The 13,955-nt window shown below is 41.6% G+C and carries 13 protein-coding genes; 9 read left to right on the top strand and 4 right to left on the bottom strand.

Annotated features, from left to right (window positions below; translation table 11 throughout):
- From murD to ftsZ, 7 genes are all read left to right on the top strand, one after another.
- A partial coding sequence (gene murD / locus GX437_03195; GenBank protein ID NLJ06658.1) for a UDP-N-acetylmuramoyl-L-alanine--D-glutamate ligase occupies window positions 1-1,040 on the top strand: 1,040 nt, incomplete at its 5' end.
- Window positions 1,041-1,043: 3 nt separating this feature from the next.
- Window positions 1,044-2,195, top strand: coding sequence for an FtsW/RodA/SpoVE family cell cycle protein (locus GX437_03190; GenBank protein ID NLJ06657.1), 1,152 nt, complete (start codon window positions 1,044-1,046; stop codon window positions 2,193-2,195).
- 23 nt (window positions 2,196-2,218) lie between these two features.
- Window positions 2,219-3,316 carry an undecaprenyldiphospho-muramoylpentapeptide beta-N-acetylglucosaminyltransferase gene (gene murG, locus GX437_03185; protein ID NLJ06656.1) on the top strand — a complete coding sequence of 366 codons (1,098 nt, stop codon included), beginning with the start codon at window positions 2,219-2,221 and terminating at the stop codon, window positions 3,314-3,316.
- Window positions 3,313-4,701, top strand: coding sequence for a UDP-N-acetylmuramate--L-alanine ligase (locus tag GX437_03180; protein ID NLJ06655.1), 1,389 nt, complete (start codon window positions 3,313-3,315; stop codon window positions 4,699-4,701). The genes murG and GX437_03180 overlap by 4 nt, the downstream gene beginning before the upstream one ends.
- The gene (locus tag GX437_03175; protein ID NLJ06654.1) at window positions 4,694-5,467 is read left to right on the top strand and encodes a hypothetical protein; all 774 of its coding nucleotides are present in this window, start codon (window positions 4,694-4,696) and stop codon (window positions 5,465-5,467) included. The genes GX437_03180 and GX437_03175 overlap by 8 nt, the downstream gene beginning before the upstream one ends.
- A gap of 5 nt (window positions 5,468-5,472) precedes the next feature.
- Window positions 5,473-6,747 carry a cell division protein FtsA gene (gene ftsA / locus GX437_03170; protein ID NLJ06653.1) on the top strand — a complete coding sequence of 425 codons (1,275 nt, stop codon included), beginning with the start codon at window positions 5,473-5,475 and terminating at the stop codon, window positions 6,745-6,747.
- Between the two features lie 12 nt (window positions 6,748-6,759).
- Complete coding sequence (gene ftsZ, locus GX437_03165; GenBank protein NLJ06652.1) at window positions 6,760-8,133, top strand: cell division protein FtsZ; 1,374 nt, start codon at window positions 6,760-6,762, stop codon at window positions 8,131-8,133.
- A 10-nt stretch (window positions 8,134-8,143) separates the two neighbouring features.
- Here ftsZ and GX437_03160 read toward each other — a convergent pair whose 3' ends face one another.
- From GX437_03160 to GX437_03145, 4 genes are read right to left on the bottom strand one after another with little or no spacing between them, the layout of a single operon-like run.
- On the bottom strand, window positions 8,144-9,055 hold the full coding sequence (locus tag GX437_03160; protein NLJ06651.1) for a dihydroorotate dehydrogenase: 912 nt from the start codon (window positions 9,053-9,055) through the stop codon (window positions 8,144-8,146).
- Window positions 9,049-9,819 (bottom strand): dihydroorotate dehydrogenase electron transfer subunit, encoded by a 771-nt coding sequence (locus GX437_03155; GenBank protein ID NLJ06650.1) that lies wholly within the window; start codon window positions 9,817-9,819, stop codon window positions 9,049-9,051. Before GX437_03155 ends, GX437_03160 begins: the two co-directional genes overlap by 7 nt.
- A gap of 3 nt (window positions 9,820-9,822) precedes the next feature.
- Complete coding sequence (locus GX437_03150; protein ID NLJ06649.1) at window positions 9,823-10,512, bottom strand: TIGR00730 family Rossman fold protein; 690 nt, start codon at window positions 10,510-10,512, stop codon at window positions 9,823-9,825.
- 2 nt (window positions 10,513-10,514) lie between these two features.
- Window positions 10,515-11,876 (bottom strand): sigma-54-dependent Fis family transcriptional regulator, encoded by a 1,362-nt coding sequence (locus GX437_03145; protein ID NLJ06648.1) that lies wholly within the window; start codon window positions 11,874-11,876, stop codon window positions 10,515-10,517.
- 198 nt (window positions 11,877-12,074) lie between these two features.
- Between GX437_03145 and dusB the strand changes: the two genes are divergently transcribed.
- Complete coding sequence (gene dusB / locus GX437_03140; GenBank protein NLJ06647.1) at window positions 12,075-13,055, top strand: tRNA dihydrouridine synthase DusB; 981 nt, start codon at window positions 12,075-12,077, stop codon at window positions 13,053-13,055.
- A gap of 43 nt (window positions 13,056-13,098) precedes the next feature.
- Window positions 13,099-13,955 (top strand): DMT family transporter (locus tag GX437_03135; protein NLJ06646.1); only part of this gene is annotated, 857 nt, incomplete at its 3' end.

The raw sequence follows: 13,955 nt of genomic DNA, 5'->3' as shown, positions 1-13,955 counted from the left end.
ATGCAAAAATTATCGGCATTACCGGCTCAAACGGAAAAACAACCACTACCTCATTGATTTATCATATTTTGCAAACAGCAGGATTAAATGCAGGGCTGGGTGGAAATATAGGAAAAAGTTTTGCCCGCCTGCTGCTTGAAAAAACATACGATTACATTGTATTGGAGCTGAGCAGTTTTCAGCTTGACGATATTGCTGATTTCAAATGTCATATTGCTGTCCTGCTGAATATTACTCCCGACCATCTTGACCGCTATCATTACGATATTGCAGAATATGCAAGGTCGAAATATAAAATAGGATTAAACCAAACTGAAAACGACTTTTTTATTTACAATGCAGATGATAAAATCAGCATGGATTTCATCGGGGAGCTGAAAAACAATCAGGCGGTCAGGCTTCCGGTTACTATGAAATTCAAACCTGAAACAGGTGTATATACAGAAGAAAATCAAATCATTGTCAAACCATGTAAACAAGTTAAAACAAGTATAGATATGAACATTTTATCACTGGTTGGTACGCACAACCGTTATAATTCAATGGCAGCTTCAGCAGCCGCAAAAGCCCTGAATATCAAAGATGAAGACATCAGAGAAGCTCTGGCAGGGTTCAAAAATATCGAACACAGGCTTGAATTTGTTGCCAGAGTACACGGAAAAGAATTCATCAATGATTCGAAAGCCACGAATGTCAATTCCGTCTGGTATGCCCTTGAGTCGATGGTACATCCGGTAGTCTGGATAGCCGGGGGAATTGATAAAGGCAACAATTACGCTGAATTGCTCGATTTAGTGAAAGAAAAGGTGAAAGCCATTGTCTGCCTCGGGCTTGACAACAGCAAAATCATCGATTTTTTCAGCCCCTATGTAGATTTGATATTCGAAACCGACAACATGCAGGAAGCGGTTGAAATTTCATACAAAGTTGCCGATCCGGGGGATGTGGTGTTACTTTCTCCTGCCTGTGCCAGTTTCGACCTGTTCAAAAACTATGAAGACCGTGGAAATCAATTCAAAGAAGCAGTCAGAAATTTATAAAAGATGAACTGGTTATTGTCCAGAATACGCGGTGATGTCCATATCTGGCTGATTGTATTTATTATGACAGCCATTTCCATCATGGAGGTTTATAGTTCGTCAGGTACGATTGCTTATATCAAGTACAGCGGAAATACAGAATATTATCTTTTCCGGCAATTGGTTTTTATCCTAATCGGCCTGCTTTTTATGTACGGCACTCATCTCATCAATTATGTCTATTTCTCGCGTCTTGCCCAGATATTGCTGATTATTTCCATTCCGTTGCTTGTTTTGACTTTGTTTATAGGCCCTTCGATCAATGATGCGAGAAGGTGGCTGGTCATTCCGGGCACCAACCTGACTTTTCAGACTTCAGACCTGGCCAAACTTGCCCTCATAATGTATCTGGCCCGAATGCTTTCAAAAAGGCAAAAAGAAATTAAAGATTTTAAAAAAGGATTTCTGCCATTGGCCCTTCCTATTTTACTGGTTTGCGGACTGATAGCTCCGTCTAACCTGTCAACTGCTTTACTGCTTTTTGCTTCAGGTATTATCATGATGATCATCGGCAGGGTCAGTTTTCTTCATATCAGCCTGTTTATCAGTTCAGTACTCATCATTGGTGCGTTAGCCATTTTTCTATCGCTGAAACTTGGATCTCCCGGACGAATCACCACCTGGCAAAACCGTATTGAAAGTTTTACGGGCAAGGGAGGAGACGATTACCAGAAAATTCAGGCAAAAATAGCGGTCGCCAACGGTGAAATTTTCGGAAAAGGCCCCGGTCACAGTGTGCAGAAAAATTTTCTGCCAAACCCCTATTCCGACTTTATTTTTGCCATTATTACGGAAGAATGGGGATTTATCGGAGCTTTCATCATCATCTTACTTTATTTGTGGCTGCTCTTTCGCTCCATCAGAATTGTGATAAAATCCCCGAATGCATTTGGGGCATTGCTGGCTGTCGGGCTGAGTATGAGCCTTGTTTTTCAGGCATTTATCAATATGGGCGTTTCAACCACCCTGTTGCCCGTTACAGGACTGACCCTCCCAATGATCAGCCTTGGCGGTACTTCCGTTTTATTTACCAGTATTTCACTTGGCATTATCCTGAGCGTCAGCAGGTATATTGAAGAAAATATTGAAAACGTACAAAAAGAAATGAACGCATGAACCATAAAACCGATAGCAGTAAGATGTACCGTTTTATCATCAGCGGTGGAGGAACCGGAGGACACCTCTTCCCTGCTATCGCTATCGCCAACAAGCTCAGATCTCTTTATCCCAATTCAAAATTCTTGTTTGTCGGAGCTTTGGGAAAGCTGGAGATGGAAAAAGTTCCTCTCGAAGGCTATGAAATAAAAGGTCTCTGGATAAGCGGATTTCAGCGGGATGATTTATGGAAAAATATCACTCTTCCGCTTAAGCTGATTTACAGTTTCCTGCGTTCCTATTTCATCCTGAAAAAATTTAAACCACATATTGCCATCGGTACCGGAGGTTATGCCAGTTTCCCCCTCCTTTATATTGCCTCTGTTTTAAAAATCCCGACTATTATTCAGGAGCAGAACTTTTTCCCGGGTATCTCGAACAAACTGCTTGCAAAAAAAGTTGACAGGGTCTGTACCGTTTATTCCGGCATGGAAAAATATTTCCCTTCCGGCAAGATTATCATCACCGGAAATCCTGTCAGAGACGACATCAGGCTCGATATTCATAACAAAGACAAGTATTATCAGTTATTCAGCCTGACGTCCGGGAAAAAAACTCTTCTGGTACTTGGCGGAAGCCTTGGAGCAAGAACCATCAACGAAGCTCTGCTCCGATGTTATGAAAAGCTTTTACAATCTGAAATTCAGATCATCTGGCAGGCAGGCAGATACCATCATCAGCTGATGGAAAAATTTCAGTCATCCATTCCTTCCGGGCTTTTCCTGACTCCCTTTATCCAGCAAATGGCTGAAGCTTATTCAGTAGCCGACCTTGTTGTCAGCAGGGCTGGTGCCATTACGCTTTCGGAGCTGGCTGTCATGGAAAAACCAGCTATCCTTATCCCGTCTCCCAATGTTACTGAAGATCACCAGACAAAAAACGCCATGGCACTGGTTGAAAAACAGGCCGCTATTCTGATTACCGATAAGGAAGCTGTCGAAAAACTTGGAACTGTCGTTACAGAATTAATACATAACGAAAAGCTTCTCAATGAACTCAGTCAGAATATCAGTCAGTTTTCAAGAAAGGAATCAACGGCAGAAATTGCAGAAGTTATTGTAAATCTTATAGAAAAGAAATGAATCTGGAAAAATTTGAACGGATATATTTTGCAGGAATAGGCGGTATCGGTATGTCGGCTATGGCACTATTTTTTTTAGACAACGGGAAAAAAATTGCCGGATACGACAAAACGCCTTCTGACATTACACAGAATCTTGAAAAACTGAATGTTCCGGTAAGTTATGAAGATGAAATCTCCACTATTCCGGAAGCATTTCGTCAAAATCCGGAAAACACACTGGTTGTTTATACCCCTGCTATCCCCTCCGACAGCATTATTCTAAACTATTTCAAAGACCATGATTTCAAGGTAGCCAAGCGGGCAGAAGTTTTGGGCTGGATCACAAAAGACAGATTTACCATTGCAGTGGCTGGCACTCACGGGAAAACAACCACCTCCTGGATGATAGCCCATTGCCTGCGTACTGCCGGAATTGACTGTGCAGCCCTGCTGGGCGGTATTTCTGTCAATTATAAGAGCAATTACCTGAAACCGGAAAGGGAAGATTGCCGGATCATGATAGTTGAAGCTGATGAATATGACAGAAGTTTTCTTCAGCTTAATCCTGATATAGCGGTTGTTACCTCTGCCGAACCCGACCATCTGGATATTTATGGTAATGAAAATGAGTTGCTAAATAACTTCATTCAGTTTACGCACAAAATAAAACAGAATGGAACACTTGTAAAATCAAACATGGTCAACCTGCCAAAGCCTGAAGGTATATCCGCCATGATTACCTACGGAAACGACAATAAATGTGATATTAGTATTGAAAAAAGCAGGATTTCAGATGCATGCTTCACTTTCGACTGCCGGATAAAAGAAAGGGTTTTAACAAACATCTGCATGGGTGTTCCCGGCTACCACAATATTTTCAATTTCATGGCTGCCATGGGTGTTCTGTCTTCATTGACGGAAATTGAAGAAAAAACCATAAAGAAGGCTGCAGAAAGCTTTTGCGGGGTAAAAAGGCGATTTGAATTTATTCTGAAAAGCAAAGAAATAGTCTTTATCGATGATTATGCCCATCATCCGACCGAACTGACAGCAGCCATTGAAACAGCCAGAGCTTTATATCCTGATAAAAAAATAACCGGCATCTTCCAGCCTCATCTGTACAGCCGCACCCGCGACCTGGCTACCGGCTTTGCCCAAAGTCTTGCCTGGCTCGATGAAGTCATCCTGCTCGACATCTATCCTGCCCGTGAAAGCCCCATTGAAGGTGTCAGCTCTTATATGCTCCTCGAAATGATTGATAATCCAAACAAAATGCTTGTCAGTAAAGAGTATTTGCCTGAATTACTGGCTGATTTCAGCTCAGGTGTTCTGCTGACCCTTGGCGCTGGCGATATTGACCGTCTGGTTGAACCGATTAAAAACATTCTTCAGAAAAATGGCTGATTTTAAGAAAATATGGCTTGACATAAAATTTCTCATCCGAAATTATTTCTTTCCGATGCTGTTTGTAGCAGCTTTTTTCTTTTTTGCATCTTTTGCCAGCAGATCGGTCAGTAAAATACTTTGCTCTAATCTGATAATCAACATAGAAAATGAAGATGAACTTCGTTTTCTCGATAAAAATGACATCCTTGCCATGTTGACTGAAAAAAACGGCAGGGCATTTAAAAATCAGCCAATCAGTGAAACAAACTTTTATTTACTCGAAAAATTTCTAAAAAATAACAGCCTTGTTGATAATGTGGATATTTACAATGATTTGAAAGGAAATATATTTGTGGACTTAAGTTTCAGAAAACCAATCATCAGAATTATGTCTGTCTATAACGAAAATTATTATATTGATGAAAAAGGGAAAAAAATGGGCATTTCTCCCAAATTTTCTCCCAAAGTACCCGTTGCGACAGGACATACCTATTCGACTTCCACCTATCCGGATTATGATAAAAAACTTTTCGAACTTGCCACTTTTATCAGCAACGACAAATTTCTGTCTTCTCTTACCGGACAGATTTATGTAGATTTCAACAAAGAAATAACCATCATTCCGAGGATAGGAAATTTTGAAATTTTATTAGGTAAGATTGAAAACCTCGATAAGAAATTCAGAAAACTGAAAATTTTTTACGAAAAAATAATTCCGGCTGAAGGCTGGAAAAACTATAAAAAAGTTGATTTAAGATTTGAAAAACAAATAGTAGTAAATTAAAAACCATGAGTAACAGGGAAATAATAGTCGGATTAGACATCGGGACTACCAAAATAGCAGCATTGGTCGGTGAACAGGTGGACAAGAATAAGCTCAACATTCTTGGATACGGAACAGCGCCCTCAAAAGATGCCGTAGTCAGGGGTATCGTCATTAACATTGACCGCACAGTGGAAGCTATCCGTTTTGCGATAGAAAGAGCAGCCAATATGGCCAATGTGGATATCAAGTCGGTTTATGTCGGTATTGCCGGTCAGCATGTGAAATGTCTGCATCACAGGGGGCAGATTACCAGAAACAATGCCGAAGACGAAATATCACAGGAAGACATTGACAGGCTCATGAGCGATATGCATAAAGTAGCCCTCGACCCGGGAGAAGAAATAATCCATGTCATTCCGCAGGACTATATCGTTGATAATGAAAGGGGTATAAAACATCCGATAGGAATGGCCGGTGTCAGGCTTGAAGGCAATTTTCACATCATTACCGCCCAGACCACTGCCACCAAAAACATTTCGAGATGTATCACCAAAGCCAACCTGACTGAAATAGACACTATTCTCGAACCTCTGGCTTCTGCTGAGGCTGTCCTTTTCGAAGAAGAAAAAGAAGCCGGTGTCGCACTGATTGATATTGGAGGCGGAACAACTGATATTGCTATATTTCAGGACAATATACTGAGGCATACTGCTGTCATTCCGCTTGGTGGCGAAGTCATTACCAATGACATAAAAATCGGGTGTAATGTACTTTATTCTCAGGCTGAGAAGCTAAAAATCAAATTTGGTTCGGCCCTTGCCAACGAAGCCAAACAAAATGTCCGGATCTCTATTCCCATGCTGAAAGATCGTCCACCGAGGGAAATATCCAGCGTAAATCTGGCTAAAATCATTCAGTCACGTGTGGAAGAAATCTTTGATCATGTGATTTTTCAGATCAAAAGTTCGGGATATGAGAAAAAATTACAGGGCGGAATAGTGCTGACCGGAGGAGGAGCCTTGCTCAAACACCTGCCTCAGCTTGTTGAATACCGTACGGGTATTGATGTCAGATTAGGTTATCCTGCCGAATATCTGGCAAAAGGGGTTATAGAAGATATTAATAGTCCTGTTTATTCTACTGGTATAGGCTTAATGCTCTTTGCCCTGAAGAACGCCAAAAAAGAGGTTAAAGAAATTGAAAAGGGTAATCAGCCTATCAGAAGAAGTGGTTTTTCGTCCATTGCCTCAAAAATAAAGGAGTGGCTGAAAGACGGACAGGAAGATTTTAAAAACTGAAAAAGAAAAATTATGGTAAAGCTAAATTTTGATTTCCAGAAAGATGAAACCTCCATTATCAAGGTTATCGGAGTAGGTGGAGGCGGGAGCAATGCAGTGAGTTATATGTTTAAAGAAGGTATAACAGGCGTTGAATTTCTTGTTTGTAACACAGATAATCAGGCGTTGGAAAAAAGTCCGGTTGCAGGAAAAATACAGATAGGCAGTAAACTCACTGCCGGAAGAGGCGTAGGCGGAGACCCGGAAATCGGGAAACGTGCTGCCCTGGATGACATTGAAAAAATTAAAGCTGCCATTGGTGGGGATACTAAAATGCTTTTTATTACAGCTGGAATGGGCGGAGGTACCGGTACGGGTGCTGCTCCGGTTATTGCACAGTTATCGCAGGAAATGGGCTTACTGACGGTTGGCATTGTTACTTTCCCCTTTCAGTTTGAAGGGCCTAAACGCATAAAAGCCGCTGAAGAAGGTATTGAAGAGCTTCGGAAATATGTGGATGCCCTCCTGATTATCCGGAACGAAAAACTGCTTGAAATGTTCAACGGACTTCCGCTGACAAAAGCTTTTTCTCATGCCGACAATGTATTGGCAACTGCTGCAAAAGGTATTGCTGAAATTATCACGGTTCCGGGTGAAATGAATGTCGATTTTGAAGATGTCAAAGCCATTATGAAAAACAGTGGTACGGCCATCATGGGTAATGGCAAGGCAGAAGGAGAAGACAGGGCTACCAAAGCTGTAAAAGCTGCATTAAACTCCCCGCTGCTGAAAGAAAAAGATATCCGTGGTGCTCAGCATATACTCCTCAACCTCTCTTATGGTGAAGAAGAGATTCAGGTGGAAGAAGTAACCAAAATCACAGATTATATTCGCCAGGAGGTTGGAAATGAAGTAGATATGAAACTGGGATATTGCAACTATCCCGCACTTGGCAAAGCATTATCCGTTACCCTTATCGCCACATCTCTGGAAGGCAGGACAAAAGATTCCCCAAAAGAAGAGCCGGTTATCAGCGAAAAACCTAAGCTTCAGGAAACAGAAAAGTCTGAACCCCCAATTGATGAGGATGAAGATGAAATAATTATTCTGGAAGATGAAGAGCAGGAGAAAAAATTTGAACAACTGAAACTCAACTTTGATAAAACCCCTGATCCATATATTAAAAAGCCCAAACAGGCAGATACCCAATCACTTCCTGATTTAAAGAATCCGGCATATTTTGAAAAAATTGAAACCATCCCTGCCTATCTAAGGAAGAAAGTAACATTGACCGATGTTCCATCCGCTGATGAGATAGAAATATCGCGTTTTGTACTTGATGATGATGCCGAAAAAGGGCCGGAATTAAAGGAAGAAAATTCCTTTCTGAGTGATAATGTCGATTAATAAGCAGGTGTCAATATTCAAGCGCACCTGTTAAAGCGGAGACGGAAGAAAATCCATGTCTTTCGCAATATTCCTCCAATCCTGAGATGATTTTAATGCAGGAAGCAGGATCAATAAAAGTAGCTGTCCCGACCTGAACGGCAGAAGCACCAGCCAGCATGAACTCCACAGCATCACGTGCATTCATGATACCTCCCATGCCGACTACCGGAATTTTTACCGCCTGATGAACCTGCCAGACCATACGTAAAGCAATCGGCTTGATGGCAGGGCCCGACAATCCACCCGTAATGGTCGATAATACCGGTTTTCTGGTTTCTGCATCAATAGCCATGGCGAGGAAAGTATTTACAAGCGATACAGAATCAGCACCTTCTGCCTCCACTGCCATAGCAACATCGGCAATGCTTGTAACATTAGGAGACAACTTCACCATCATATGTCGTTTCCATACCTTTCTGACTTCTTTGGTTACCTGAGCAGCAGCCGGACAGGATGTTCCGAATGCCAACCCTCCTTCCTTGATATTCGGGCAGGAAATATTGACTTCAACAGCCGTGCACCGGGGCAAATCGGCCAGCCGCTCACAAACATAAACATAGTCTTCCACCACTGAACCCGAGACATTGACAATGATATGTTCGTTCAGGTGCGAAATGCGAGGATAAAGTTCATTGACAAAATAATCAATACCTTTGTTTTGTAAACCAATGGTATTAAGCATCCCGGAAGGCGTTTCGGCAATTCGCGGATAGGGATTTCCTTCCCTTTTTTCACGGGTTGTGCCTTTGACCACCAGGGCTCCGAGAGCAGAAACATCCATAAAATCAACCAGTTCCTCACCAAAACCACAGGTTCCGCTGGCAGTCATAACCGGATTTTTCAGCTCCAGTCCGTTCAGATTTACCCTTAAATCTACCATACCAAATCTTTTGAATTATAAACAGGTCCGTGAATACAGCTTGTTTCGTGCCCTCTGACGGTTTTTGCCACACAACTCAGGCATACCCCTATTCCGCAACCCATGACATGGTCAAGCGATAACTCGCAATCAATGTTGTGTTTAAGCGCAATATCAGCTACCGCAAACATCATGGCTTCAGGTCCGCAGGTGTAAATAAAATCAATTCTATTTTCCGGATGGCTTAAGACAGGATGCGATATTACCATTCCCTTAAAGCCTTCACTTCCGTCTTCAGTGGTTATCATTAATTTCCCATGTTTTTCAAATTTCTCTTTCAAAATAAGGTCAGTGTTTGTTTTTGCTCCGAATAAAAAGGTTACCTGAGTATTTTTCTGAATCAGCTCTTCTGCCAGATGATACAGCGGTGCTATTCCATATCCCCCTCCAACAAGCAATACGTTTGCATTTTCAATTAAGCTGAATCCGTTGCCCAGAGGATATAGTATATCCATGTGATCGCCTTCCCTGAGTGATCCGAGAGAGCGGGTACCCTCTCCGACCATTTTCATCAGAAACCAAATTGTATTTGAATGATAATCAACCTGATGAATCGAAAAGGGACGTCTGAGAAATACTTTGGGGTTGTTTTCCACCAAAACACTTATAAACTGTCCGGGGACAATAAATTCAAGTTTTTCAGGTGGACGTATTTCCCAAAGAATATAATTTCCCGGAAATTCACGTTTTGATACGATGGATACAATACTTTGTCTTTTCTTCATTAACTAAAAATTAGGTTTCAGCATTGATTTTCTGTAATATTCATCAATAAAAAAAGCGGCTTCAGTCGTATTATCTGTTACAGTGAATAATTTCAGGTCTTCAGGGGAAATATTATTTTCATGAAGAACTGTTTTTTCAAACCAGTCAATCAGGCCTTTCCAGTATTCGCTTCCAAAAAGAACCACCGGGAAAGGCTGGATTTTTTTAGTCTGAATGAGGGTAATAGCTTCAAAAAACTCATCCAGTGTGCCAAAGCCACCCGGCATCACGACAAATCCCTGGGCATATCGCACAAACATGACCTTTCTGACGAAAAAGTAGTCGAAATTGATCAGTTTATCGGCATCAATATACTCATTAAACTTCTGTTCATGAGGCAGGATGATATTCAATCCGACTGATTTACCCCCTGCATTTTTAGCGCCTTTATTGGCCGCTTCCATAATACCGGGACCTCCTCCGGTAATAATTCCATATCCGAGGCGGGTAAGTTTTTCAGCCACTTCAACAGTTGCCTGGTAATACTGGTTATCAGGCTGTGTCCGTGCAGAACCAAAAATAGTTACGCAAGGGCCAATACGGTTCAGTGTTTCATATCCCTTGACAAATTCTCCCATGACCTTAAAAATAGACCACGAAGATTCAGCTTCAATCTCTGTCCATGTTTTTGTTGCTATGGATTGTGCGTTCATATTTAAGTACTTTTATAAAGGTTGTATTTTTGAGTGAGTTGATTCAGCTCCGGCAGGGTAAGACCTATTTCGCTACAGGTTTTATCCAGATCCCAGTTATAAAGTTTAAGTTTTTCTTTCAAAAAAAACATTTCTGCCTGCTCGAGGAAATCCTTAAGTCTCTTAAAGCTTACAATATCAAGCTCTTTACTGATATCGGCACGGGGTATGGGCTGGGCATATAAGTGAACGTCATCCATCGTGATCTGCCTGCCACACAGGATAGCCATACGCTCAACCGCATTGTGTAGTTCCCTGACATTTCCTGTCCATGTTATTTTTTTCAGTTCAGAAAGTGCTTCGGGAGAAAACTTTTTTTCGGCAATACCATGTTCCTGACAAATCTCGGTTAAAAACCGCTCGGCAAGCAATACAATATCATCTTCCCTCTCATTCAGTGACGGAACCCTGATGACAATAACGCTGAGGCGATGATAAAGGTCTTCCCTGAAATTTCCCTTTTCAATCTCTTTCAGCAAGTCTTTATTGGTAGCTGCAATGACCCTTGGATTGACAGGAATGGGCTTTTCGCCTCCGACACGCGTGATGACTTTTTCCTGTAAAGCCCGTAACACCTTTGCCTGTGCTGAAAGGCTCATATCTCCAATCTCATCCAGAAACAAAGTCCCTTCATTGGCCAATTCAAATTTCCCGATTCTTTGCTTGATGGCAGATGTAAAAGAGCCTTTCTCATGCCCAAATAATTCACTTTCAATCAATTCGGAAGGTATGGCTGCACAGTTGACCTCTACCAGTTGCCCTGCCGACCGGTTGCTTTTCTCATGTATCCAACGTGCAACCAGCTCTTTACCGGTACCATTACCTCCGGTGATCAATATTCTTGCTTCAGTAGGAGCAACCTTGTCGATTGTTTCCTTGATATGAAGAATAGCCGGTGATTCTCCGATAATGTCGCGGGTTTTGTATATCCTCTTTTTCAGGGACTTTGTTTCCTGAACCAATTCAGTTCTGTCGATGGCATTGCGGATATGTACCAGCATCTGGTTCAGGTCGGGTGGTTTGGTAATAAAAGCAAAGGCGCCTTTCCGGGTAGCTTCCACCGCTATCTCAACTGTTCCATGCCCTGAAATCATGATGACAGGTATATCGGGATTGATTCCCTGTGCCATTTCCAGTACTTCAAGTCCATCCATACGGGGCATCTTTATATCACAAAGAACCACATCATATTTCTTTTTCTTGAATTTTTCAATGGCTTGAATACCGTCTTCAGCTTCATCTATTTTATATCCTTCATACTCCAGTATATCACGCAGGGTCTCCCGAATGATTTTTTCATCATCAATTATCAGAATTTCAGGCATAAATGCTTTTTTTAAGTGAATGCAAAAATGCTTCTTTTTTGGGGATTATGTTAAATCTTACCCAAGAAAAGCATCATACAGCCAACATTCTCCCGGCAAAACTGACAAGACCGATTTTCTGTTCATTTTCCGATGAATACATCATTCATTTTTACTGATTTTTGCAGAAATTTCGAAATTCTTTCATTTCGTTCGTTCATGATAAAAATCGGGCAGCTTCAATTTCCGGACCCACCGGTCGTGCTGGCACCCATGGAAGATGTCAGTGATCCGCCATTCAGGATTATCTGCCGTCAGATGGGAGCCGATATGGTTTACAGTGAATTCATTTCTTCAGATGGCCTGATCAGGAATGCCTCAAAAAGTCTGATCAAACTGGATATTTTCCCTGAAGAAAGGCCGGTGGCTATTCAGGTGTTCGGACACGATGAAAAAAGTATGCTCGAAGCTGTAGAAATGATAGAAAAGGCGAACCCCGAAATCATTGATATTAACTTTGGTTGTCCGGTTAAAAAAATTGTCAGGAAAGGTGCCGGAGCAGCTTTTCTCCTGAAGCAGGACGAAATGGTCAGGATTACCGGAATGATTGTCAAAAAAACATCAAAACCTGTAACCGTTAAAACCCGCCTCGGATGGGACAGCCAAAGTATTGATATTGTTAATCTTTGTGAAAAACTTCAGGATTCCGGGGTTGCAGCCATTGCCCTTCATGCCCGGACGGCTGTTCAGGTTTATTCCGGCCATGCCGATTGGTCATGGTTTTTGAAAATAAAAGAAAACCAACGTTTTAAGATACCCCTCATTGGCAACGGAGATATTAAAAGTCCTTTTGATGCTGAAAAAATGATCAAAGAATATTATGTGGATGGAGTCATGATCGGACGTGCAGCTATCGGAAATCCTTTCATCTTCAGGGAAATCAGCACATACCTTAAAGAAGGAAAAATTTTGAGCAGACCCGATTTGGCAGAAAGGGTTGAAGTGTGCCGCAAACATTTTACACAATCAGCAACATGGAAAGGTGAGAGACAGGCAATCATGGAAATGCGAAAACATTACAAACCTTACTTCAAGGGAATTGAAGGCTGTAAAGAATTAAAAATCAGGCTGATGGAGGCAACTAACTCAGATGAAATACATATCATTCTCGATCAGATGAAAAACAAATATAAACACTGACTTCCCGATAAATACATACTTTTGCTTCCATGTTATTAATCGGATGAAAGCAAAAAAACAAATACCTGCCTATGTTTATGTCGTACTACTGTTTTCTGTTTTGCTCTGGGCTTCTGCATTTTCAGCCATCCGTTCTTCAGTCCGCTATTTTTCAGCCGGTGAACTGGCCCTATTGAGGTTTTTATCTGCATCTGCTATTTTATTTTTCTTCCTTTCCCTGAAAAAATCCAAATTACCTGAAAGAAAAGACTGGGGTACATTTTTCCTTGCAGGATTTATTGGCATCAGTATTTATCATTTCTGCCTGAACCTCGGTGAAAAAACAGTCATGGCAGGAACTGCCAGTTTTTTAATCAGCACCATCCCCGTCTTTACAGCTATTTTGGGCATAATATTTCTAAATGAACCCTTATCTTCCAGAGGTTGGGCAGGACTTATCATCAGTTTGGCAGGGATTGCGCTAATTTCTTTTTCAGAGGCAGGTTTCGGAAAGCTGAATCCGGGAACTCTGCTTATTATATTGGCTTCAATATCAGGAAGTATCTATGTTATATTTCAGAAAAAACTTCTGGAAAAATATTCAGCACTTGAGGTAACGGCATACACCATGATTACAGGTTCCGTCTTCCTGCTTTTCTATTTTCCCGGCATGATACATTCTGTACAGTCAGCTCCGTATTTTGCCATTCTGGAAGGAATCTATCTCGGGGTGTTCCCGGCAGCAGTGGCTTATTTGCTCTGGACCTATGCCCTGCTGAAAATGAACTCTGCTGCAGAAGTATCTGCTTTTCTTTATATTACACCCGTTTTTGCCCTTATCATCGCATTTTTCTGGCTTCACGAAGTCCCTTCTTTAGCTTCTATTTTGGGCGGAATACTCGCTCTTTTGGGTGTTATTTT

Source organism: Sphingobacteriales bacterium (assembly GCA_012517435.1).
GTDB lineage: Bacteria > Bacteroidota > Bacteroidia > CAILMK01 > JAAYUY01 > JAAYUY01.
Note: the sequence above shows the minus strand (reverse complement) of the source record. Positions and strands in the feature narration are given on the sequence as shown.